Genomic DNA, 22,291 nt, shown 5'->3' with positions numbered 1-22,291 from the left:
GGAGGCGCCTGCCCCACCACTATCGTGCCAATGCTCCGCGTTGGTATGCAGTTCCGGACGCTCTGCGTCCTCTGCGACGCAGAGCATGAGCAGCGATGGATGTAACTCGCTCAACCCCTCTTTAGGGCTTGACCAGGCGTGCATCCAGGCTGTTTTGTGCCAGACGTTTTGCCTGATCTTCGGTCATGCCCAGATGCGTGTACAGCGCATGGAAGTTCTCGGTCACGTAGCCACCGAAGTAGGCCGGGTCGTCCGAGTTGACGGTGACTTTCACGCCGCGCTCGAGCATGTCGAGGATGTTGTGCTGGGCCATGTCGTCGAACACGCAGAGCTTGGTGTTGGACAGCGGGCAGACGGTCAGCGGGATTTGTTCGTCGATGATGCGCTGCATCAGTCGTTCGTCTTCGATGGCGCGTACACCGTGGTCGATGCGCTGGATTTTCAGCAGGTCCAGTGCTTCCCAGATGTATTCCGGCGGGCCTTCTTCCCCGGCGTGGGCGACGGTCAGGAAGCCCTCGCTGCGGGCGCGATCAAATACGCGCTGGAACTTGCTCGGCGGGTGGCCCATCTCGGAGCTGTCGAGGCCCACGGCGACGAACGCATCACGGAACGGCAGCGCCTGATCGAGGGTTTTTTCGGCGTCTTCCTGGGACAGGTGACGCAGGAAACTCAGGATCAGGCCGCTGTCGACACCCAGCTTCGACTTGCCGTCTTTCAGCGCACCGGTAATCCCGGCCAGCACCACTTCAAACGGGATACCACGGTCGGTGTGGGTTTGCGGATCGAAGAACGGTTCGGTGTGGATAACGTTCTGTTCCTTGCAGCGCAGCAGGTATGCCCAGGTCAGGTCGTAGAAGTCCTGCTCTGTACGCAAAACGTCCGCACCGCGGTAATACAGATCAAGGAATTCCTGCAGGTTGTTGAAGGCATAGGCCTTGCGCAGGGTTTCGACGTCATTCCACGGCAGGGCAATTTTGTTGCGCTCTGCCAGGGCGAACAGCAACTCGGGTTCCAGCGAACCTTCGAGGTGCAAGTGCAGTTCTGCCTTGGGCAGGGCGTTCAACCAGTCGTACATATTCTTTTCTCATCAGGTGCAGATCGCGGGCATTCTACAGATGCACGTCGCTGCGCAGGGTAAAACCTGACCGAACATTCAACTTGCCTCCTGATCGCGGCGGTAAGCATAGGTATCAGCAAAGCGCGACAGCAGAAACTCGGCGCAGGTGGTAACAGGATAGCGCGCTGGCTGGCTTTCGCTCTGGCAACCGGGCAGGCATTCAATACGCGTGTCGGGATGCGGTTCGGCGAAAAACGGCATCGAATAGCGGTCGACGCCAAGCGGGCTGATAACCCGGTGCGGCGTGGACAGATAACGGTCGTTGCTCCAGCGCGCCATCATGTCGCCGAGGTTGACCACGAACGTACCGTCAATCGGCGGTGCGTCGATCCATTGGCCCCGCACGTCGCGCACCTGCAAGCCGCCCGCCGTGTCCTGATACAACAGGGTGATGCAGCCATAATCGGTATGCGCGCCTGCGCCTTGTTGCTCGGCAGAGGTCGCCGTGTCGCGCGGTGGGTAATGAATCATGCGCAGCACGCTGACCGGGTCCTTGAAGCGCTGATCGAAGAAATCGCGTTCGATGCCCAGCGCCAGGGTCATGGCGCGCAGCAGGGTTTGCGCCAATGCCTGCATGTCCAGGTAATGCTGTTCCATGAGGCTTTCCCAGCCGGGAATGTCCGGGTGCCGATTGGGCCCGCGCAATGGTTTGCCAGCCAGTACGTCGGGATGGCCTGAATCCAGATGCAGGCCCATGTCGAAGGTTTCCTTCAGGTCGCTCGGCAGGCTGGGGTCCAGTTGCTCTGTAGCGATGGCACCGTAGCCGCGATGATGGGTGCTTTGCGTGATGTCGATGATGAGCTTTTCGGCTGCCGGACGAGCGAAAAAGTCTTTGGCTGCCGATTGCACCTGCTCGATGCGTTGCGCGCTGATCGGGTGGCCCTTGATATAAAAGAAACCCCATTGTCGGCAGGCACTGTCGATCTGCCGGGCGACATCCTGCCAGGCCTCAAGGTCGGTGCCGTAGAGCGGGGCTATGTCGATGACGGGAAGCTGGTCCATTAACGGTCCTGGAAATCATGTAGTGTTCGCTGTCGATGAGCGTGCCCGCCGAAGCAGGCACGAGACGCCAGGCGGTTATTTAGGCAGTTCGGCCTTGATCCCTTCGACGTAATAGTTCATCGACGCCAGCTCAGCGTTGGTTGCAACCACGCCGTCAGCAATTTTCACGGTACCGTTCTGGTCCTTGATCGGCCCGGTGAACGGATGGAATTCGCCGCTTTCGATGCTGGCGATGATCTTCTGCGCCTCAGCCTTTACATCAGCAGGCACCACGTCGCTGATCGGCAAATCGACCGTACCCTCTTTCAGGCCGCCCCAGTAATCCTGTGGTTTCCAGGTGCCTGCGATTGCGCCTTCGGCGGCCTGAATGTAATGCGGGCCCCAGTTGTTGACGATGGAGGTCAGCACTGCTTTCGGTCCAAAGTGAGCCATGTCCGAGGCATAACCGACGGCATACACGCCACGACGCTCGGCGGTCTGGATCGGCGCAGGGCTGTCGGTGTGCTGGAAGACCACGTCAACGCCCTGATCGATGAGTGCGTTGGCAGCATCGGCTTCCTTGCCCGGATCGAACCAGGAGTTGACCCACACCACTTTGATCTCGGTGCCCGGATTGTATTTGTTCAGCGCCAGCTGGATGGCGTCGATGTCACGCAGCACTTCAGGGATCGGGAATGAGGCGACATACCCGATTTTCTTGGTCTTGGTCATTTTCGCGGCGATGTAACCGCTCACGTAGCGACCCTCATAGGTACGGGCCAGATAAGTGCCCATGTTCTTGTCCTGCTTGTAGCCGGTCGCGTGCTCGAACTTCACCTTGGGGAACTGCTTGGCGACTTTCAGCGTGGGGTTCATGTAGCCGAACGAGGTACTGAAGATCAGGTCATAGCCGCCCTTGGCCATGTTGCGGATAACCCGTTCGGCGTCCGCGCCTTCAGGCACGTTTTCCACGTAGCTGCTGGTGACCTTGTCACCCAGCGCCTTGACCATCGCCTGGCGGCCCTGTTCATGCTGATAGGTCCAGCCGTGGTCGCCAATGGGGCCGATGTAGACGAATCCGACCTTCAGCGGATCGGCTGCCGAGGCGAGCAGGCTGGAGCCAATGCCGACAACGGCGGCCATGGCACACAGCAGTTTTTTCAGAGGACGACGTGGGTTGGTCAGGTGCATCGGGTCTAGCTCCTTGCGGTCTTGTTGGAGTGCATACCCCGACAATGCAAATAACTGACCAACAGGACAACTTACGATGCTGGCGCGCTTTGCCGCTTGCCTGCCTGTTTCACCATGCAGCGGGAAGGTGCAGACGCGGCAGGCTACGCCGCTAACTGGTGCAGCGCGTGCTGCGCTCGACGATGCACATCGGCGTACCGGCCACGGGTTCGCGCATGATCTGCACCTGCACATCGAACACCTGGCAGACCAGCTCGGCTGTCAGCACCTCGCCCGGCGCGCCGCAGGTCACCAGACGTCCACCCTGCATGACCGCCAGATGGTCGGCATAGCGACAGGCCTGATTGATGTCGTGCAGCACGGTAATCACGGTTTTGCCTTCGGCGCTGAGTTCGCGCATCAGGTCCAGCAGTTCGACCTGATGGCTGATGTCCAGATACGTGGTGGGCTCGTCGAGCAGGACGATGGCGGCGTCCTGCGCGAGGATCATCGCCAGCCACGCTCGCTGGCGCTGCCCGCCGGAAAGGTCGGACAACGGCCGTTCGGCCAGGGTTTGCAATTCCATGCGTTGCAGGGCCTGCTCGACACTGTGCTGATCGGCGCCGCTCAAGCGTCCCCACATGCTGTTGTGCGGGCTGCGACCGTAAGCCACCAGTTGACGCACACTGACGCCTTCCGGAATGGGCAGCACTTGCGGCAAAAAAGCCACCTTGCGGGCCAGCTCTTTGGCGGAGAGCTGGCTGTAGGCTTTGCCGTCGAGACTCAGGCTGCCCGATTGCGGGGTGAGAATCCGTGCAAACGCCTTGAGCAGTGTGGATTTGCCGCAACCGTTGGGGCCGATCAGCGCGGTGACCTGGGCTGGCGGCGGGCTGAATGACAGGTCTTGCACGATCCGCGTTGCGCCGTAGCCGATGTCGAGTTGCTGCGCCTTCAGAATACTCATGGGATCAACCTTTGAATCGGGCCAGCAGCCAGAGGAAATACGGAGCGCCGATCACCGCCGTGAGAATACCGGCGGGGATCTCGCTGGGGGCGATCAATGTGCGCCCCAGCGTATCGGCCAGCACCAGCAATAACGCGCCCAATACCATGGAGGCGGGCAGCAGGTATTGATGATGACCACCGACCAGACGGCGGGCCATGTGTGGCGCGACCAGCCCGACAAAACTCACCGGTCCGATGATGCCCACGCCCAGGCTGGTCAACAGCACGGCACTGCCCATCGCCAGCCAGCGCGTACGTTTGAGGCCGGTGCCCAGGCTTTGTGCGGCTTCATCGCCCAGGCCGATCAGGTTCAGCGGTTTGGCCAGCAGCAAGCTGAGCGGGATCAACAGCAGAAGCGGCGAGGCCAGCCACACATGGTGCCAGTTACGGCTCCACAAACTGCCGGTCAGGGCCAGCAGGGCGGTATTGATATCCAGCGGGTTGGACAGAATCAGGAATTCGGTGATGCTCGACAGCGTCACCGCAATCGCCACTCCGGAGAGCGCGAAACGCACCCCGGAAAACTGCACGCCGGTGTTGTACAACGCCAGCAGCAATGCCCCCGCCGCACCGCCCAGACACGCCACAAACGGCAGCGCGGACACCGGCAATTGCGGCAGGCCGATAATCGCGATGGTCAACGCCAGCCCTGCGCCCTGGGTCACGCCAAGAATTTCCGGCGAGGCCAGCGGGTTGCGGATCACGCCTTGCACGATGGCGCCCGCCAGGCCGAAGGCGCAGCCGGTCATGATTGCGATCAAACCGCGTGGCAGACGGTGATTCCAGACCTCGAAGTCCTTGCTGTCGTGGGCGATCAGATGATCAAGCACCGCGCCGGGCGTCAGCCAGACGGTGCCCGCGCTGAGGCTCAACAGCAGGGCCAGTACCAGCAACACAATCAGCAACAACAGCCGTGAGCGGGACTGGTTCATAGCGCGCGCCTCGCCAGAAACAGAAAGAACGGCGCGCCAATCAACGCCGTGACCACGCCGGCCGGCGTTTCCACGGGGAATGCCACGGCGCGGCTGATCAGGTCGGAAGCCAGCACGATAGCCGCACCCAGTCCGGCGCTGATCGGGATCAACCAGCGGTAGTCATTGCCCAGCCATTGGCGAGCAATGTTCGGCGCGATCAGGCCGACAAACGCTATCGGCCCCACCGCACAGACGCTGGCACCGACCAGCAGCAGGCTGACCACGAACACCAGCAGGCGCAAGGCACCGATGCGTACACCCAGTGACCGGGCAGCGTCTTCGCCGAGGTTGATCAGGTTCAAGCGCGGCGCACAGGCAATCGCCAGCACCACGCCGATCAGCGTGCACGGCCAGAGCAATTGCAATTGCGCCGCGCCGACATTGGCCAGCGATCCGGCCAGCCAGTTGAGGACACTTTGCGCCTGCGCTTCGACAAGAATTACAGTGAGGCGGGTCAAGGCGGCGCACAACGCGGCGACGGCTACACCCGCCAGTACCAGTCGCCCCTGAGCGGTGGCAGGCGACCATGCGCCGCCAAGACTGAACACTGTGATCCATGCCAACGCACCACCGAGGCAGGTCATCAGCAGCGCGCCGCCGGGGAGGGGCAGGGCGACCAGCCCGGTGGAAAACAGCGCCAGCCCCAGCGCCGCGCCCGCCGTAACGCCAAACAATGAGGGGGAGGCCAGACGGTTGCGCGTGATGCCCTGCATCAAGGCCCCGGCCACGCCGAGGCAGGCACCGACCAGCGCCGCGCACAAGGCGCGTGGCACGCGCAATTGCGCAACGATATAAGCGATGTTGCCGCCCTCGCGACCCTGCGTGAACAGTCCGTTCCAGGCATCCACCTGACGAATGCTGAACGAAGACAGGGCGAACAGCGACACCCAGAACAGTCCCAGGCAGGTCGCGGTGATCACGCCCGCCATCAGCCAGCGGCGCATTTACGGGTTCAGCACGGCCTTGCCGCCCTTGAGTACGGCAAGCGCATCGTCGGCGATCTGCTCGGACGCCATGATCCCGCGATTGCGCGCCCAGCTGTCGCCATCCACTTCAGCTACCTGCTTGTTACGTACTGCGCCAAGCACCTGCCACAGCGGCTGCTTGCTCCAGCTGTCGACGATGCTCGGGCGACGATAATGACCGACCAGCAACCAGTTCGGGTCCAATGCCAGCAACTGCTCCAGGCTGACGAATTCGGTGGGCGCGGCGTCTTTGCGTACTTCCGGGACCTTCAGACCGATCGCCTGCAACACGCTGCCCGCGTACGAGTGCGGGCCATGTACCGAGAAGCTGTCTTCGCGGGCGACGCCGAACAGCACGTTGGTGTTGGCCGGAATCTGCTCGGCGACAGTCTTCAGGTGCTGGCGGTTCTCCGCGATCCGCGCCTGCATCTCTGGGCCTTTGCCCAGCGCCACGCCGATCAGCTCGGCAGATTTCAGGCTGCCCTGATAATCCTCGCCGCGCGACGGCAGCATCAATGTCGGTGCCAGGCTGGCCAGATCGTTGTAAAGCGCCTGATGGCGGCCGAGGTCGGCAATGATCAGGTCCGGCTTGAGCCGCGCGATCACTTCTATATTGGGTTGCGAGCGCAGTCCCACGGACTGCCATTCGCCTACGGCGTTGCGCACTTTGGGCAGTACCCGGTTGGCATCGCCATCGTCCGCGGCACCGACGGGCGTTACGCCGACCGACGCCAGACCGTCGAGAAACGAGAACTCCAGCACCACTACGCGTTTGGGGGCGTTGGGCAGGTGGACTTTGTGTTGACCGTCATCGATATCGATAGGCGCGGCCTGGGCTGCGCTGGCCATCAGGGTCAGCAGGCCGCAAGCCAGCATATGCGGAAGTCGAAAAGCACGCATGGCGAAGGTCCTTTCTAACAAAGCGGAATCATGAAAACAGGCGCGCCCTGAAGGCCGCGAAGAAAACGGCGGGCACTATTGTTGAAAACGGCGGGCACTATTTCACATCGTGACGACGGGATCAAAAGTCATTTACGTGTGGGTGCAGTTCTCATTCGGGTCATTTGTTGAAACCTTTTGTCACACACCGCACTCTGAACGGCTTCAATGACAGACACGTTCATGACTATCCGCGGCGATCTGTCGCAAGGGTTTGGAGAAAGTAATGGGCGCTTTGCTCAAGCAAGAAAAGTTTCTACTGCTGGCAATCATTGCCATGTTTGTCGCCTATCCGCTGGAGCATGTACTGCTGGGCAACGGACAGGTCGTCGCACTGGTTTCCGGGTTGGCGCTGGTCGGCTTCATCGTCTGCGCCTCGATGCGCGTCGCGCATCACGCCGAGATGCTCGCGGAAAAGGTCGGTGATCCCTACGGGACGATGATCCTCACGCTCTCGGCGGTGCTGGTCGAAGTGGTGATTCTGGCGATCATGATGAGCAACGAACCATCGCCGACGCTGGTGCGAGACACCATTTACTCGGCGGTCATGCTCGACATCAACGGCATCCTTGGCCTGGCCGCGCTGATGGGCGGTATCAAGCACGGCGAGCAGTCCTATAACGATGACTCGGCGCGCACCTATAGCGTGATGATCCTCACCGCGATGGGCGTGTCGATGGTGGTGCCCGAGTTCATCCCCAAAGGCGACTGGAAGATCTATTCGGCGTTCACCATTGGCGCGATGATTCTGCTCTACACGCTGTTCCTGCGCATGCAGGTCGGCCCGCACAGCTACTTTTTCAGCTACAGCTACCCGGAAAAGAAAAAACGCCAGGGCTCGGATCAGGCTGAGCAGCATGCAGAACCGGTCAACCTGACCCGCTCGATTGCCACACTGGTCACCGGCGTGGTGGTGATCGGTGCGCTCGCTGAAGTGATGTCCAAGACGGTCGACCTGGGTCTTGAAGGGACGGGTGCACCGCCAGTGATGACCGCCATTCTGGTGGCCGCCATTTCCGCAGCGCCGGAGATTCTGACCGCTCTGCGTGCGGCACTCGCCAACCGCATGCAGTCGGTGGTCAACATCGCTTTGGGCGCATCGTTGTCCACCGTGATCCTGACCGTTCCGGTCATGGAAGCCATGGCGCTTTACAGTGGCCAGCCTTTCCAGATGGCCATGACGCCGGTGCAGACCGTGATGATCTTCATCACCCTGCTGGTGTCCGCCATCAACCTCAACGACGGCGAAACCAACGCCATCGAAGGCATGACCCACTTCGTGCTGTTCGCGACGTTCATCATGCTGTCGTGCCTGGGGCTTTAGGGCTCCCACGCTCTGCGTCACGAGAGGACGCAGAGCGTCGCACGATAGTTGAGATTATCGCTGCGCACGTTCAGCCCTGAATCAACTCTCGCGCTGCCTGGCTGTGATCGGCAATCAGCTGCTTGATATCCAGGCCTTCAACCTGCCCGTCAATCACTCGCCACCGACCGCCAACCATCACTCGGTCGGCACGGTCGGCGCCGCACAGCAACAGCGCCGAGAGCGGATCATGGCTGCCGGAAAAGCGCAGTTCGTCCAGCTTGAACAGCGCCAGATCGGCCTGTTTACCCACCGCCAGCTCACCGATATCGGTACGTCCCAGTAATTGCGCTGACCCCTTGGTGGCCCAGCCCAGCACAAGTTGCGGGGTGATTTTCTCGGCGCCGTAGCGCAGGCGCTGCAGGTAAAGCGCCTGGCGGGTTTCGAGGATCATGTTCGATGCATCGTTGGACGCCGAACCATCGACCCCGAGTCCCAGCGGCGCGCCGGCAGCGATCAGCTCCAGCGTCGGGCAGATGCCAGAAGCCAGGCGCATGTTCGAGCTTGGGCAGTGACAGACGCCGGTGCCCGCAGCGCCGAGGCGGGCAATCTCGTCGGGGTTGAAATGAATGCCGTGGGCCAGCCAGGTGCGCGGGCCGAGCCAGCCGACGCTGTCCAGATAATCCACGGTGCGCAAGCCGAAGCGCTGCAGGCAGAAGTCCTCTTCGTCGAGGGTTTCAGCCAGATGCGTGTGCAGGCGCACGTCGAGTTTTTCTGCCATGGCCGAACTCTCGGACATGATCTGCGGCGTGACCGAAAACGGCGAGCAGGGTGCCAGCGCGATCTGGATCTGCGCACCATCGCCGCGCTCGTGATAGGTCTCGATCAGGCGCTGACTGTCGGCCAGAATCACCTCGCCCTGCTGCACGGTTTGCTGTGGCGGCAAACCCCCATCCGCCTCACCAAGGCTCATCGAACCACGCGTCAGCATCGCGCGCATACCCAACTCGCGGACGCTTTGTACCTGAACATCGATGGCGTGTTCCAGCCCGTCGGGAAACAGATAGTGGTGGTCGGCAGCCGTTGTGCAACCCGACAGCAGCAATTCAGCCAGCGCAACCTTGCTGGCGACTGCGAGCTTCTCCGGCGTCAGGCGCGCCCACACCGGGTACAGGGTTTTCAGCCAAGGGAACAACGGCTGATTGACCACTGGTGCCCAGGCCCGCGTGAGGGTTTGGTAGAAGTGATGATGCGTGTTGATCAGCCCCGGCAGCAGCACATGCTCGCGGGCATCGAATGTTTGTGTGCAGGGCTTTGACGGGAGCTGCCCGACGGCCAGCACTTCAGTGATGATGCCGCCTTCGATCACCAGACCGCCACGGGCGTCCAGGTCATTGGCAGTGAACACGGCAAGGGGATTTTTCAACCAGATACGGATCGCAGGCATGGGCCGGCTCCTCTGAAAGACAGGTTCAGGTTAGCCAGCTCAGTGTTGCCCTGTCTGCTGATCCAGGGTCGCCGGGGTCAGGTGCGCCCCAGCGAAGGACGGCGATTCTAGTCGAGCAGCCGATTACCAGGCAATCGTCTTGCCCTGGTAGTCGATGAAGTGATGGCCGCCCTTGCCTGCGTAGGCATTGAGCTGTTCGACAAGCCCGGTGGTGCTGGTCATGACGTCGATGGCGGCATTTTCGCCGCCCATGTCGGTCTTCACCCAACCCGGATGCATCGACAGCACGGTAGGACGGTTCTCGCCCAGCTCGGTGACAAAGGTATTGGTCATCGAATTGAGTGCAGCCTTGCTGGCCTTGTACAGCGCAAGGTTTGCGCCGTCCGGGCAAGTGACGCTGCCCAGCCACGAACTCATGAACGCCAGGACGCCCGTGCCGGGACGGATTTGCTCAACGAAGCGCTCGGCCAGACGAATCGGCGCTACAGCGTTGGTCAGGAACAACTGCCCAAGCTCGGCGGCGGTCGACTTTGCCGCGCTCTGGTGTTGCGCACCGGTAATCCCGGCATTGACGAACAGCACGTCGAACACCTCGCCACGCAGCTTCTGGACCAGCACTTCCAGCGAAGCAGGTTCGTCCAGATCCACCGCTTCGATGCGCACGCCTTCTACCGCTTTGAGGTTTTCGGCGTTCTGCGGATCACGTACCGTGGCGGTGACCTGCCAGCCCTGTTCGGTCAGGCGCTGCACCAGCCCGAGCCCGAGGCCACGCGAAGCACCGATGATGAGGGCGGTTTTCTTGGTAGTGGTCATGAATGATTCCTTGGCAAATTGAGAGACAGACTCCATGGCAGCGCCAGCAGGGCCTCTCGAAAGTTTCGACCCCGCAGCGTACTACTGCCTATGCAGTGTTGGAATCTCCATGAGCCGGAAACGTTCAAGGTAGATGTCTGACGCTGAGCATTGGCGCGATAGTCGGGATTATCGTTCCGCACGCTCCAGCGTGGGAATGCCGTTCATGACGCTCTGCGTCAACCATCTGCGCCGCTAGCTCCTCAATGACCCGCCCGCCATGGCTGGCCCAGCGATACCGGCGCATACAGCCGGGTGCGCAGGGCGTCGCGGGAGAGCAGGACGAGGACGATGATGGTGGCGAGGTAGGGCAGCATCGCCAGCAGGTTGGACGGGATGGCCAGGCCGATGCCTTGCGCGACCAGATGCAGGATGCTGGCGAGGCCGAACAGATAGGCACCGAGCAGCAGACGCCACACGCGCCAGCTGGCGAATACCACCAGCGCCAGGGCTATCCAGCCGCGTCCGGCGCTCATGTTTTCCGCCCACATCGGCGTATAGGCCAGCGACAGGTAAGCCCCGGCCAGCCCAGCCATTGCGCCGCCGAACAGCACCGCAAGGGTGCGCACGCGCAACACCGGCAAGCCCATGGCGCTGGCCGCATCGGGGTTTTCGCCGACCGCCTGAATAATCAGCCCGACCCTGCTTTTCAGCAGCGCCCAGGCGACCAAAGCGAACAAGGCGAAGGACAGGTAGACCAGCAGGTCCTGGGCAAACAGCATGCGGCCGATCAGCGGAATGTCACTCAGCAGCGGGATGGCCACCGGTTCGAAACCGCTCAATGGCTTGCCGACCCAGGCGGCGCCGACGAAGCTGGAGAGGCCGACACCGAAGATGGTCAGCGCCAGCCCGGTCGCGACCTGATTGGCGTTGAACACCAGCGCCACCAGCGCAAACAGTGCCGACAGCAGCATGCCCGCGAGCATCGCCAGCAGCACGCCCAGCCATAAGTTGCCGGTACTCAGGGCGATGATGAAACCGATCACCGCGCCAAACAGCATCATGCCTTCCTGACCCAGGTTGATGACGCCGCTTTTTTCGCAGATCAGTTCGCCCAGCGCCACCAGCAGCAAGGGCGTTCCGCAGCGGACCATGGCATAGAAAATGTTGCTCAGCAGGTCGATATCCATCATGCGGCTCCTGTGACGGCTGTCATCTGGCGCTTGGCCCAGTGCAGTTTCAAACGTGGGCGATAGAGAATCAGCACATCACAGGCCAGCAGGAAGAACAGCATCATCCCCTGAAACAATTGCGTGATTGCCAAGGGCAGGTTCAAGGTCATTTGTGCGCTTTCACCGCCCAGGTACAGCAAGGCGATCAGCAGGCTGGAGAACAGAATGCCGATGGGGTTGAGGCGTCCGAGAAAAGCCACGGTGATCGCGGCATAGCCGTAACCCGGCGAGACCTGCGGCACCAGTTGGCCGATCGGCCCGGTCACTTCCGACACACCCGCCAGACCGGCCAGTGCGCCACTGATCAACAGCGCCAGCCATACCAGTCGCTTCTCGCGAAAGCCGACGAAACCGGCAGCACGCTTGTCGAGCCCGAGTACCTTGATCTGGAAACCGACAAAGCTGCGCTGCAGCAATACCCAGACTGCGACCAGTGCCAGCAGCGCGAAGTACACGCCAATGTGCGCGCGGCCATCTTCCATCAGCAGCGGCAGACGGCTGGCGTCGCCAAAAGTCGCAGACTCCGGGAAGTTCATGCCGGCCGGGTCTTTGAGCGGCCCGTGCACGAAGTACAGCAACAAGTTGAGGGCGATGTAGTTGAGCATGATGCTGGTGAGGATTTCATTGGCATTGAAGTGCGTGCGCAGCCAGGCGGTCACGCCCGCCCAGGCCGCGCCTGCCAGGGTGCCGGCCAGCAGCACCATGACCAAGGCCCAGCGACTTTCCATCTCGATGATATTCACCGCCACGGCACTGCCTGCCAGCGCGCCGAGCAGCAACTGGCCTTCCGCGCCGATGTTCCAGATACGCGCTTGATACGCGACCGCCAGGCCCAGCGCGCAGAGCAGAATAGGTAAGGTTTTGACCATCAATTCCGACACGCCATACCAGTCGCTGACCGGTGCGATCAGCAAGGTGTGCAGCGTCACCCAGGGGTTGAGCCCCAGGCCGATGAACAGCAGCGAGCCGCAGACCAGGGTCAGCACCGCAGCCAGTAAAGGGGAACACCACAACATGGCGCGCGATTGCTGGCCGCGCGGTTCCAGAGAAAGCAGCATCTTTTGCTCCGTTAACCCGCCGTATGGGCCTGGGTGTGAGAATGATCGAACTGTCCCGCCATCCAGCCGCCGATTTGCACGGTGCTGGTCTGTTCAGTGGGGATCAGGTCGGAAAGCTGGCCGCCGCTCAGGGCGGCGAGTCGGTCGCTGATCTGGAACAACTCGTCCAGGTCTTCGGAAATCACCAGAATGGCCGCCCCCGCGTCACGCAAGGCAATCAATGCCCGGTGAATCGCTGCGGCAGCACCGACATCCACGCCCCAGGTCGGGTGCGCGGCAATCAGCAGTTTGGGGTTTTGCAGTATTTCCCGACCAAGGATGAATTTCTGCAGGTTGCCACCCGACAGGCTGCGCGCCGCGGCCTGTGCATCCGGCGTCTTGACCGCAAAGCGACGGATAATTTCGTCGGCCAGTGCGCGCACCTTGCTGCGCTGGATCAGGCCATTGTTCACCAGCCCTTGCTGAAAGGCGGTAAGCAGCGCGTTGTCGGCAAGACTGAGTTCCGGCACTGCGCCATGCCCCAGGCGCTCGGCCGGGACGAATGCCAGCCCGTGTTTGCGGCGGGCGTCGGGGCGCAGGTCGCCGACCGGGGTGTCTTTGAAGCGCAGGGTCGCCGCCTGGGCATGAGGCAAAGTCTGTTCGCCACTCAGCAGCGCCAGCAATTCATCCTGACCATTGCCGGCCACGCCCGCGATGCCGACGATTTCGCCGCTGCGTACTTCCAGGCTCAGGTCTTTCAGTGAGCAGCCGAACGGGTCCGGATTGTGCCAGGACAGCTTGTCGACGCGCAGAAAGGCTTCGCTGCCGCTGACTTTGTCGTAGTGCGCGGTCAACCCTTCGGCATCACCGACCATCAAGCGCGCCAGCTCCAGATCGGAGCATTCAGCCGGGATACAGTGCCCGGATACCTTACCGTTGCGCAGGACGGTTGCGCTGTGACACAGGGCACGAACCTCGCCCAGCTTGTGACTGATAAACAGAATGCTGCAGCCCTCTGCGGCCAGATGCCTGAGGGTCACGAACAGCTCTTCCGCTTCCTGGGGGGTGAGCACTGACGTGGGCTCGTCGAGGATCAAAAGACGAATGTCCTGCATCAGGCAGCGAATGATTTCGACTTTCTGCCGCTCGCCAATCGACAGGCTGTGGACCAGGCGCTGGGGCTCCACTGCCATGCCGTAGCGTTGCGAAACTTCGCGAATGCGCGGTTCCAGTTGCTTGGGCGTGCCTGCCGCCGCGCCCATCGCCAGGGCGATGTTTTGCGCGACACTGAGGGTTTCGAACAGCGAGAAATGCTGGAACACCATGCCGATCCCCAGGCTTCTGGCCTGTGCCGGATTGCGCATGGTCTGCGCCTGGCCTTGCCAGATGATCGACCCTGCGTCGGGTTGCGTCACGCCATAGATGATCTTCATCAGCGTGCTTTTACCGGCGCCGTTCTCTCCCAGCAGGGCATGAATTTCGCCGGGCTGAATCGTCAGGTCGACAGCGTCGTTGGCCAGGCAGCCGGGATACCGTTTAGTGATGTGGCGCAGTTGTAGACGCGCAGGTATCGCGTGGTTTGACATGAAAGGCTCGAAGGCAGAAGTGGGTCGCGTGTGGATAAAGCAAAATCCTGGCCAAGGAGTCAGGATTCCGGCCCTGTGCGTTCATTCAAGGCTGAGTAAGGCGTTTTCGCTATTCATGACCGTGCAGTGACAACCTAACGCGATCATTTCGGCACCAGTTCGGGGCGCGCTGACGGAGCAAGGGGCAAATGTGGCTCTTTGATTTGAGTAAAAAATGTACAGCAGGCGTCAAGCGAGGAGCGTTATGTGGATGCGCGACCCTTGCACCTGTTATCCACAGGTTCTTCCACAGATAATGTGCGCAAGCGGGCAAGGAGAGAATAATACGCCGGTGGTTAGCGTCCAAAGGTGCTAAGGAGCGCTAACAGACTGTTTTTGCATCGTTTATGGATCCACGACAGGCGATTGCTCAAAAAATGATCATTCGTCTGAAACGCAAGCCCGGCAAGGCCCGCATTGGAGTGTACTCAGCTTATCCACAGCCGGATGCACAGTAGATGTGGGCAATTGCTGTCGCGTTGCCTACTCCGTCGTGGTCTTGTGCAAAACGATTCTGCCGCGGCTCAGATCGGCCAGTTGCCGTTGCAGCGTGTCGGCATGCTCGGGGCCTATCGCGATTGCCATCTGCACGCCAGTGGCAGTGAAGTTTTCACTCTCCAGCAGGCCGTTGACTTCCGCGAGACGCAACTTGACCAGCGCCAGTTCACTGAAGCTGCATTCGAGATGGAATGACGAACGCTGAATCAGCGGCAGACGCTCGGCTTGCTGCAGGCACTTGTTGGCACCACCGCCATAGGCGCGAGCCAGGCCGCCAGTGCCCAGTTGGATGCCGCCGTACCAGCGGATCACCAGCACCACGACTTGATCGAACTCCTGCGCCTCGATGGCTGCCAGGATCGGCCTGCCCGCAGTGCCGCCAGGCTCCCCGTCATCGTTGCTGCGATACTGCCCACCCAGCTTCCAGGCCCAGCAATTGTGAGTGGCGTTGAGGTCACTGTGCTGCTCGATGAACGCCTGGGCGTCGGCCGGGCTGGCGATGGGGGCGGCGAGGGTGATGAAGCGGCTCTTGCGGATTTCTTCACGAAACTCGCAAGGGCCGACCAGGGTAAAAGGCATGCGTGTGTCCAGCTGACGTCAAGGCGCCGATTCTACAAGGCTGGCGGGGTGAGCCCACAACCTTTGAGGATGATCCGGATCAGATTGTTGCTGGCCTGATCCATGTCTTGCCGGGTCAGGCGGGAGCGACCGGTGACGCGGCAGATCTGCGAGGCGAAATCGGCGTAGTGCTGGGTGCTGCCCCACAGCAGGAAAATCAGGTGTACCGGGTCGACCGGGTCCATCTTGCCGGCATCGATCCAGGCTTGAAAAACCGCTGCCCGGCCCTGGAACCACAGGCGGTAGTCCTGGCTGAAATACTCGCTCATGCATTCGCCACCGCTGATGATCTCCATGGCGAAAATCCGCGAAGCCTGTGGCTGGCGGCGCGAAAACTCCATCTTGGCGCGAATGTAGCGGGCCAGTGCCTCTGCTGGATCATCGTCGACGCTCAGGTGGTTGAACGTGCTGTCCCACAAATCAATGATGTTGCTCAGTACCGCGACATACAGGCCCAGCTTGTTGGTGAAGTAGTAATGCAGGTTGGCTTTGGGCAGCCCGGCTTTCAGCGCAATGGTGTTCATGCTGGTGCCCTTGAAGCCGTGGCGGGCAAATTCATCTTCGGCTGCCTGGATGATCGCTTCTTCGTTCTTTTGACGAATACGGCTTGCGGGCTTGGTGACGTGAGCGCTGTGTGCAGGGACTTCAAGGGTCATGGGCAATTCCGGACAGGTCGTAGGGCACAACTAATGAACAGATAACGCACCGGCGACTATCTCGCAAGCACCGGCGCACGTGCGGCTATGGAAACCTATCGTGGTTGTTCAAGGGGGTTGGGTTCCGTTGTAGCATCACTTTGGGGAGCGGCGACTTTTCCTTCCGGAATCAGCAGGCACATGACAATGGCCGTGATGCCGCCGCTGGTGATGGCCGAATCGAACAGGTTCTGTACCAGTTTGGGCATCTGATGCAGCAGCGCAGGCTGCGCTGCGATACCCAGGCCGACACCCAGTGACGTGGCGATGATCAGCATGCTGCGTCGGTCCAGCGGAGACTGGGCCAGAATGCGCACACCGGCTGCCGCGACGCTGCCGAACATCACCAGCGTTGCGCCGCCGAGCACCGGCTTGGGGATCTGCTGGACGATGGCACCAATGTGCGGAAATAGCCCGAGCACGAACAGCACCGCGCCGATGTACAGCCCGACATAGCGACTGGCAACGCCGGTCAGCTGAATCACACCGTTGTTCTGCGCAAAGGTGGTGTTGGGGAATGCACTGAGCGTTGCGGCAATCATGCAGCTCACGCCGTCACCCAGCACGCCACCCTTGAGACGCGCCACGTAGCTTGGGCCGCTGATGGGCTGGCGGGCGAGCATGCAATTGGCCGTCAGGTCGCCGACCGTTTCGATACTGCTGATCAGATAAATCAGCGCGACCGGCAGGAAAGCGGTCCAGTCAAAGCTGAAACCAAAGCGGAACGGCACCGGCACGCTGATCAAGGGCAGGTCGTGGATCGGCTGTGGAATCAGCTTGCCGCTGAACCAGGCGGCGAGACTGCCGACCGCCAGGCCGATGATGATCGCCGACAAGCGCACCCAGGGCGTATTCGAACGATTAAGTACGATGATCACTGCCAGAACGAAGGCGCCCAGCGCCAGGTTCAACGGCGCGCCAAAGTCAGGTGCGTTGAAGCCTCCGCCCAGGTCTGTCACACCTACCTTGATCAGGCTTATGCCAATCAGCGTGATGACAATGCCGGTCACCAGCGGCGTGATGACACGTCGCAACTGGCCAATACAGCGACTGAGCACGATCTGCACCAGCGCGCCGAAAAAGCACACGCCGAAGATCATCGCCATGATGTCCTCCGGGCTGCCGCCGCGCTGCTTGACCAGAAAACCCGCGGACAACACCGCGCCCAGGAAGGCAAAGCTGGTGCCTTGCAGGCAGATCATGCCTGCGCCGATACCAAACGGGCGGCGCGCCTGAATGAAAGTACCTGTGCCCGACACCATCAGGGCCATGCTGATCAGATACGTCAGGTATTGGGTCAGGCCGAGCGTCGATCCGATGATCAACGGCGGGGTGATGATCCCGACGAAGCTGGCGAGGACATGCTGGAACGCTGCCAATATGGCCGTTAAAGGTCTTGGGCGATCATTCAGGCCGTAAATCAGGTCATCGTTATCGAGTGTTTCAGGCTGCATGGCAAGGTCTCGGACGGGGAACTGCCATGTACTGGCGTGTCGTTGTCGGGGATTACTGCAAAAAACTGTCCAGTTGCTCAGGTTATTTTTATTTGAGTCCAACTATTTCAATAAATATCAGCCTGATAGCGTTTTCGAGGCGCTGTGCGGCGCTGGCTGACTGGAAGAGCCCCTGGCAGGAATGTGTCATCGGGTAGCGGCCAGTGTTTCCAGAAAGCTCTCCAGCACCAAATGAGGGCGTCGGCCTTTTCGGGTAACGGTCACCAGGTTGAGGTCGTAGAACTTCGAATCCGGTTTCAGCGCGCGCAGTCGACCTTCCTGCACCCAGGCGTTGGCGTAATGATCTGGCAGATAGCCAATGTAGCGTCCAGTCAGAATCAGGAACGCGATGCCCTCGCGGTCTGAAGCACTGGCGGTGCAAGTCAGTGCCTGATAATGCTCCTGAATATCGTTGGGCAGGCGAAAGGTCGGGGCAATGGCTTCCTGCTGGGCGAGGCGTTCATCATCCAGCGTTGAGTTGTCTGCGTAGAAGAGCGGGTGGCCCACCGCGCAATAAAGCAGCGAGCGCTCACTGTACAACGGGTGATATTCAAGGCCGGGCAGGGCGCTGGCCTGTGGCACGACACCGACGTGCAGACCGCCGTCCAGTACGCCTCGCTCGACTTCGGCGGGGGCAATCATGCGGATATTGATGTGCACGCCCGGGCCACGTTCTTTCAGGCGGGCCAGTGCATGGGTAATGCGCATGTGGGGGAGGGTGACCAGGTTGTCGGTCAGGCCGATGTTCAGCTCGCCGCGCAGGTTCTGGTGCAGGCCGTTGACCTCTGTCCTGAAACTTTCCAGCGCGCTGAGCAGTTGCAATGACGATTGATAAACCTCACGCCCTTCGTCAGTCAGCGAAAAACCGGCCCGCCCTCGCTGGCAAAGCCGCAAGCCGAGACGCTGTTCCAGATCGCTCATTTGCTGGCTGATCGCCGACCGGCCAATGCCGAGCACGCTTTCAGCCGCAGAAAAACCGCCTGCCTCAACGACACTTTTGAAAATACGCAGCAGGCGGATATCAAAATCGCTCACCTGCGACAGCGGATCGGGGCGACGGACACTCATTGTTTAGTCTCTACCAAACCAAAGATCATGAAAATCGGGTTTTATGAACTTTAGCCGCGTGACACCTTGGCTGCAATGACCGTTCGTTTAGCGCCTGCGAGGCTTGCCCCCATGAATATGTTCGAAGCGTCTGATGTGTCTGTAACCAGTCAGTTGAAGCTTGATGCCCACTGGATGCCTTACACCGCAAATCGAAATTTCCAGCGTGATCCGCGCATGGTCGTGGCTGCGCATGGCAGCTATCTGACAGACGACAAGGGCCGCAAGATCTACGATGGGCTTTCCGGGCTATGGACATGCGGGGCCGGGCATACTCGCAAGGAAATTCAGGAAGCCGTTTCCCGGCAACTGGGCATTCTGGATTACTCGCCGGGCTTTCAGTTCGGGCATCCGCTGTCGTTCCAGTTGGCGGAAAAGATTACCGAACTGACGCCGGGCAATCTCAATCACGTCTTTTATACCAACTCCGGTTCCGAATGCGCGGACACGGCAGTGAAGATGGTGCGCGCCTACTGGCGGCTGAAAGGGCAGGCAACCAAGACCAAGATGATCGGGCGCGCGCGTGGCTATCACGGCGTGAACGTGGCAGGCACCAGCCTGGGCGGGGTGAATGGCAACCGCAAGATGTTCGGCCAGTTGATGGATGTCGACCATCTGCCGCACACGCTGCTGGCCAGCAACGCCTATTCGAAGGGGATGCCCGAAGCAGGCGGTATTGCGCTGGCCGACGAGATGCTCAAGCTGATCGAACTGCACGATGCGTCGAACATCGCGGCGGTAATCGTCGAACCCATGGCGGGCTCTGCCGGCGTGATCGTTCCGCCGCAAGGCTATCTCAAGCGTCTGCGCGAGATTTGTGATCAGCACAATATCCTGCTGATATTCGACGAAGTCATTACCGGCTTCGGCCGTACAGGCTCGATGTTCGGCGCGGACAGTTTCGGTGTCACGCCTGATCTGATGTGTATCGCCAAGCAGATCACCAATGGCGCGATCCCCATGGGTGCAGTGATCGCCAGCAGCGAGATCTATCAGACCTTCATGAATCAGCCAACGCCGGAATACGCCGTCGAATTCCCCCACGGCTACACCTATTCGGCACATCCGGTGGCTTGCGCGGCCGGGCTCGCGGCGCTGGAGTTGTTGCAACGTGAAAACCTGGTACAGCAGGCAGCAGAAATCGCTCCGCATTTTGAAAGCGTGCTGCACGGAATTAAGGGCGCGAAAAACGTGGTGGACATCCGCAACTACGGCCTGGCAGGCGCCATCCAGATCGCACCTCGTGACGGCGATGCCATCGTGCGGCCTTTCGAGGCAGGCATGAAACTGTGGAAAGCCGGGTTCTATGTGCGTTTTGGCGGTGACACCTTGCAGTTCGGCCCGACTTTCAACAGTCAGGCGCAGGACCTGGACCGGTTGTTCGATGCCGTTGGCGAAACGCTGAACCTGATCGACTGATCACGCTGACAGGCTCTCTTCTTATACAGGTACTTTTACACAGGTGCTTTTGTCGCATGGGCCGCGAAGTCATTCGCGCCCGATGCAATTATCCGGAGTTTTCCATGAGCAGCATTCAACACCTGATCCACGGCGAGTTCATTTCTGAAGATGGCCGCACCGCAGATGTGTTCAACCCGTCGACCGGCCAGGTTATCCACACGGTAGCGCTTGCCACTCGGGACACGGTCCAGAAGGCGATCGATTCGGCCAAGGCTGCGTTTCCGGCCTGGCGTAATACACCGCCAGCCAAGCGCGCTCAGGTGATGTTCCGCTTCAAGCAATTGCTGGAGCAGAACGAAGCGCGCATTGCTCAGTTGATCAGTGAAGAGCACGGCAAGACCCTGGAAGATGCGGCGGGCGAGCTGAAGCGCGGTATTGAAAACGTGGAGTACGCCTGCGCTGCGCCTGAAGTGCTCAAGGGTGAATACAGCCGCAACGTCGGGCCGAACATCGATGCGTGGTCTGACTTTCAGCCGCTGGGTATCGTTGCCGGTATCACCCCGTTCAACTTCCCGGCCATGGTGCCGCTGTGGATGTACCCGCTGGCCATTGCGTGTGGCAACTGCTTCATCCTCAAACCCTCCGAACGTGATCCCAGCTCCACGCTGTTGATAGCCGAGCTGCTGCACGAAGCCGGGCTGCCGAAGGGTGTGCTCAATGTGGTTCACGGTGACAAGGTTGCCGTCGATGCGCTGATCGAAGCGCCTGAGGTCAAGGCGCTGAGCTTTGTCGGTTCCACACCGATTGCCGAGTACATCTATAAAGAGGGCGCAGCGCGTGGCAAGCGGGTTCAGGCTCTTGGTGGCGCGAAGAATCATGCGGTACTGATGCCGGATGCCGACCTGGACAACGCAGTGAGTGCCTTGATGGGCGCTGCCTACGGATCCTGCGGCGAGCGTTGCATGGCTATTTCGGTTGCGGTGTGCGTCGGGGATCAGATCGCCGATGCGTTGGTGGCCAAACTGGTTCCGCAAATTCAGAGCCTGAAAATCGGCGCAGGTACGACTTGCGGCCTGGATATGGGGCCACTGGTTACCGGTCAGCATCGCGACAAGGTCGGCGGCTATATAGAGGATGGTGTGCAGTCGGGCGCTACCCTGGTGGTGGACGGTCGCAATCTCCAGGTTGCCGGGCATGAACAGGGCTTCTTCATGGGTGGCTGTCTGTTTGATCGTGTCACGCCGCAAATGCGCATCTATAAAGAAGAGATCTTCGGGCCGGTGCTGTGCATCGTGCGTGTGGATAGCCTTGAGCAAGCCATGCAACTGATCAACGACCACGAATACGGCAACGGCACCTGCATCTTTACCCGTGATGGCGAAGCTGCGCGGTTGTTCTGCGATGAGATTGAAGTGGGAATGGTCGGGGTCAACGTTCCGCTGCCGGTCCCGGTTGCCTATCACAGCTTTGGTGGCTGGAAGCGTTCCCTGTTCGGCGACTTGCATGCGTACGGTCCTGATGGTGTGCGCTTCTACACACGTCGCAAGGCGATTACCCAGCGCTGGCCGCAACGTGCGAGCCATGAAGCGTCGCAATTCGCATTTCCCAGCTTGTAAATTCCCGTGGCGGGAGATCGTCTTTAAAGAGGATCTCCCGTGTTTATTGGGGCTCAGCAGTCGAATTGCAGATTTTTGAAATTAACGGTTGACGCCCTCTGTGATCTGTCTATAATTCGCCCCACTTCCGGCGCAGACGGAAACAAAAAAGCCTTGTAGATCAATAGTTTACAAGGGTTTGGAGTGAAGAGTCAGCGAGGGGGTGGGTCGGGTCAGCAGTGATCGACAGCGGTGAGAAAAAAGAGTTTGACACGCGGTTGTAACGCTGTAGAATTC

At 60.5% G+C, this 22,291-nt stretch carries 19 protein-coding genes; 3 read left to right on the top strand and 16 right to left on the bottom strand.

Translation table 11 applies throughout. From position 1 onward, the window contains the following. Positions 1-121 precede the first annotated feature (121 nt). The 7 genes from AO068_RS05235 to AO068_RS05205 form a co-directional block, all read right to left on the bottom strand. Positions 122-1,075: an adenosine deaminase gene (locus tag AO068_RS05235; RefSeq protein ID WP_058400856.1), complete on the bottom strand. Its 954-nt coding sequence runs from the start codon at positions 1,073-1,075 to the stop codon at positions 122-124. Positions 1,076-1,153: 78 nt separating this feature from the next. Then, complete coding sequence (locus AO068_RS05230) at positions 1,154-2,119, bottom strand: 2-oxoglutarate and iron-dependent oxygenase domain-containing protein (RefSeq protein WP_057402424.1); 966 nt, start codon at positions 2,117-2,119, stop codon at positions 1,154-1,156. A gap of 75 nt (positions 2,120-2,194) precedes the next feature. Next, positions 2,195-3,289: a BMP family ABC transporter substrate-binding protein gene (locus AO068_RS05225; RefSeq protein WP_058407829.1), complete on the bottom strand. Its 1,095-nt coding sequence runs from the start codon at positions 3,287-3,289 to the stop codon at positions 2,195-2,197. A gap of 151 nt (positions 3,290-3,440) precedes the next feature. Next, positions 3,441-4,232, bottom strand: coding sequence for a Fe(3+) dicitrate ABC transporter ATP-binding protein FecE (fecE, locus tag AO068_RS05220; RefSeq protein WP_058407828.1), 792 nt, complete (start codon positions 4,230-4,232; stop codon positions 3,441-3,443). Between the two features lie 4 nt (positions 4,233-4,236). Beyond that, on the bottom strand, positions 4,237-5,205 hold the full coding sequence (locus AO068_RS05215) for a FecCD family ABC transporter permease (RefSeq protein WP_058407827.1): 969 nt from the start codon (positions 5,203-5,205) through the stop codon (positions 4,237-4,239). Then, entirely contained in the window at positions 5,202-6,191 is a 990-nt protein-coding gene (gene fecC / locus AO068_RS05210; RefSeq protein ID WP_058407826.1) for an iron-dicitrate ABC transporter permease FecC, read from the bottom strand. Before fecC ends, AO068_RS05215 begins: the two co-directional genes overlap by 4 nt. Further along, positions 6,192-7,112, bottom strand: coding sequence for a Fe(3+) dicitrate ABC transporter substrate-binding protein FecB (locus AO068_RS05205; RefSeq protein WP_058407825.1), 921 nt, complete (start codon positions 7,110-7,112; stop codon positions 6,192-6,194). A 265-nt stretch (positions 7,113-7,377) separates the two neighbouring features. Between AO068_RS05205 and AO068_RS05200 the strand changes: the two genes are divergently transcribed. Continuing rightward, entirely contained in the window at positions 7,378-8,475 is a 1,098-nt protein-coding gene (locus AO068_RS05200) for a calcium:proton antiporter (RefSeq protein WP_057402426.1), read from the top strand. 70 nt (positions 8,476-8,545) lie between these two features. Here AO068_RS05200 and AO068_RS05195 read toward each other — a convergent pair whose 3' ends face one another. The 9 genes from AO068_RS05195 to AO068_RS05155 all read right to left on the bottom strand — a co-directional run bounded on the left by AO068_RS05195 (position 8,546) and on the right by AO068_RS05155 (position 18,959). After that, positions 8,546-9,901 (bottom strand): 8-oxoguanine deaminase, encoded by a 1,356-nt coding sequence (locus AO068_RS05195; protein ID WP_058407824.1) that lies wholly within the window; start codon positions 9,899-9,901, stop codon positions 8,546-8,548. A gap of 123 nt (positions 9,902-10,024) precedes the next feature. Beyond that, complete coding sequence (locus tag AO068_RS05190) at positions 10,025-10,714, bottom strand: SDR family oxidoreductase (RefSeq protein WP_005742916.1); 690 nt, start codon at positions 10,712-10,714, stop codon at positions 10,025-10,027. 242 nt (positions 10,715-10,956) lie between these two features. After that, positions 10,957-11,883, bottom strand: coding sequence for an ABC transporter permease (locus tag AO068_RS05185; protein ID WP_004666363.1), 927 nt, complete (start codon positions 11,881-11,883; stop codon positions 10,957-10,959). Then, positions 11,883-12,983: an ABC transporter permease gene (locus AO068_RS05180; RefSeq protein WP_058407823.1), complete on the bottom strand. Its 1,101-nt coding sequence runs from the start codon at positions 12,981-12,983 to the stop codon at positions 11,883-11,885. The genes AO068_RS05185 and AO068_RS05180 overlap by 1 nt, the downstream gene beginning before the upstream one ends. Before the next feature lie 11 nt (positions 12,984-12,994). Continuing rightward, entirely contained in the window at positions 12,995-14,548 is a 1,554-nt protein-coding gene (locus AO068_RS05175; RefSeq protein ID WP_058407822.1) for an ABC transporter ATP-binding protein, read from the bottom strand. A gap of 522 nt (positions 14,549-15,070) precedes the next feature. Beyond that, a complete protein-coding gene (locus AO068_RS05170; protein WP_011169640.1) occupies positions 15,071-15,664 on the bottom strand; it encodes an IMPACT family protein in 594 nt (197 codons plus the stop codon). A 32-nt stretch (positions 15,665-15,696) separates the two neighbouring features. Continuing rightward, on the bottom strand, positions 15,697-16,359 hold the full coding sequence (locus AO068_RS05165; protein WP_058400845.1) for a TetR/AcrR family transcriptional regulator: 663 nt from the start codon (positions 16,357-16,359) through the stop codon (positions 15,697-15,699). 95 nt (positions 16,360-16,454) lie between these two features. After that, complete coding sequence (locus AO068_RS05160; RefSeq protein ID WP_058407821.1) at positions 16,455-17,852, bottom strand: uracil-xanthine permease family protein; 1,398 nt, start codon at positions 17,850-17,852, stop codon at positions 16,455-16,457. Between the two features lie 186 nt (positions 17,853-18,038). Next, entirely contained in the window at positions 18,039-18,959 is a 921-nt protein-coding gene (locus AO068_RS05155; protein WP_002555508.1) for a LysR family transcriptional regulator, read from the bottom strand. A gap of 111 nt (positions 18,960-19,070) precedes the next feature. On the opposite strand from AO068_RS05155, the gene AO068_RS05150 reads away from it, so the two are divergent. Continuing rightward, positions 19,071-20,417 (top strand): aspartate aminotransferase family protein, encoded by a 1,347-nt coding sequence (locus AO068_RS05150; protein WP_057402433.1) that lies wholly within the window; start codon positions 19,071-19,073, stop codon positions 20,415-20,417. A 104-nt stretch (positions 20,418-20,521) separates the two neighbouring features. After that, the gene (locus tag AO068_RS05145) at positions 20,522-22,015 is read left to right on the top strand and encodes a CoA-acylating methylmalonate-semialdehyde dehydrogenase (protein ID WP_058407872.1); all 1,494 of its coding nucleotides are present in this window, start codon (positions 20,522-20,524) and stop codon (positions 22,013-22,015) included. The last annotated feature ends 276 nt before the right edge of the window (positions 22,016-22,291 follow it).

Origin of the sequence: Pseudomonas sp. ICMP 3272 (genome assembly GCF_001466905.1) — a bacterium.
GTDB classification, from domain to species: Bacteria; Pseudomonadota; Gammaproteobacteria; order Pseudomonadales; family Pseudomonadaceae; genus Aquipseudomonas; species Aquipseudomonas amygdali.
The sequence above is the reverse complement of the archived record's forward strand: the minus strand, read 5'-3'. Positions and strand labels throughout refer to the sequence as shown.

What these genes read in the sequence shown, in the direction of transcription:
- AO068_RS05145 (WP_058407872.1), top strand. Translation starts at nt 20,522, where the DNA reads ATGAGCAGCATTCAACACCTGATCCACGGCGAGTTCATTTCTGAAGAT.
- AO068_RS05195 (WP_058407824.1), bottom strand. Translation starts at nt 9,901, where the DNA reads ATGCCTGCGATCCGTATCTGGTTGAAAAATCCCCTTGCCGTGTTCACT.
- AO068_RS05150 (WP_057402433.1), top strand. Translation starts at nt 19,071, where the DNA reads ATGAATATGTTCGAAGCGTCTGATGTGTCTGTAACCAGTCAGTTGAAG.
- AO068_RS05190 (WP_005742916.1), bottom strand. Translation starts at nt 10,714, where the DNA reads ATGACCACTACCAAGAAAACCGCCCTCATCATCGGTGCTTCGCGTGGC.
- AO068_RS05200 (WP_057402426.1), top strand. Translation starts at nt 7,378, where the DNA reads ATGGGCGCTTTGCTCAAGCAAGAAAAGTTTCTACTGCTGGCAATCATT.
- AO068_RS05185 (WP_004666363.1), bottom strand. Translation starts at nt 11,883, where the DNA reads ATGGATATCGACCTGCTGAGCAACATTTTCTATGCCATGGTCCGCTGC.
- AO068_RS05165 (WP_058400845.1), bottom strand. Translation starts at nt 16,359, where the DNA reads ATGACCCTTGAAGTCCCTGCACACAGCGCTCACGTCACCAAGCCCGCA.
- AO068_RS05180 (WP_058407823.1), bottom strand. Translation starts at nt 12,983, where the DNA reads ATGCTGCTTTCTCTGGAACCGCGCGGCCAGCAATCGCGCGCCATGTTG.
- fecE (WP_058407828.1), bottom strand. Translation starts at nt 4,232, where the DNA reads ATGAGTATTCTGAAGGCGCAGCAACTCGACATCGGCTACGGCGCAACG.
- AO068_RS05160 (WP_058407821.1), bottom strand. Translation starts at nt 17,852, where the DNA reads ATGCAGCCTGAAACACTCGATAACGATGACCTGATTTACGGCCTGAAT.
- fecC (WP_058407826.1), bottom strand. Translation starts at nt 6,191, where the DNA reads ATGCGCCGCTGGCTGATGGCGGGCGTGATCACCGCGACCTGCCTGGGA.
- AO068_RS05155 (WP_002555508.1), bottom strand. Translation starts at nt 18,959, where the DNA reads ATGAGTGTCCGTCGCCCCGATCCGCTGTCGCAGGTGAGCGATTTTGAT.
- AO068_RS05205 (WP_058407825.1), bottom strand. Translation starts at nt 7,112, where the DNA reads ATGCGTGCTTTTCGACTTCCGCATATGCTGGCTTGCGGCCTGCTGACC.
- AO068_RS05225 (WP_058407829.1), bottom strand. Translation starts at nt 3,289, where the DNA reads ATGCACCTGACCAACCCACGTCGTCCTCTGAAAAAACTGCTGTGTGCC.
- AO068_RS05235 (WP_058400856.1), bottom strand. Translation starts at nt 1,075, where the DNA reads ATGTACGACTGGTTGAACGCCCTGCCCAAGGCAGAACTGCACTTGCAC.
- AO068_RS05230 (WP_057402424.1), bottom strand. Translation starts at nt 2,119, where the DNA reads ATGGACCAGCTTCCCGTCATCGACATAGCCCCGCTCTACGGCACCGAC.
- AO068_RS05170 (WP_011169640.1), bottom strand. Translation starts at nt 15,664, where the DNA reads ATGCCTTTTACCCTGGTCGGCCCTTGCGAGTTTCGTGAAGAAATCCGC.
- AO068_RS05215 (WP_058407827.1), bottom strand. Translation starts at nt 5,205, where the DNA reads ATGAACCAGTCCCGCTCACGGCTGTTGTTGCTGATTGTGTTGCTGGTA.
- AO068_RS05175 (WP_058407822.1), bottom strand. Translation starts at nt 14,548, where the DNA reads ATGTCAAACCACGCGATACCTGCGCGTCTACAACTGCGCCACATCACT.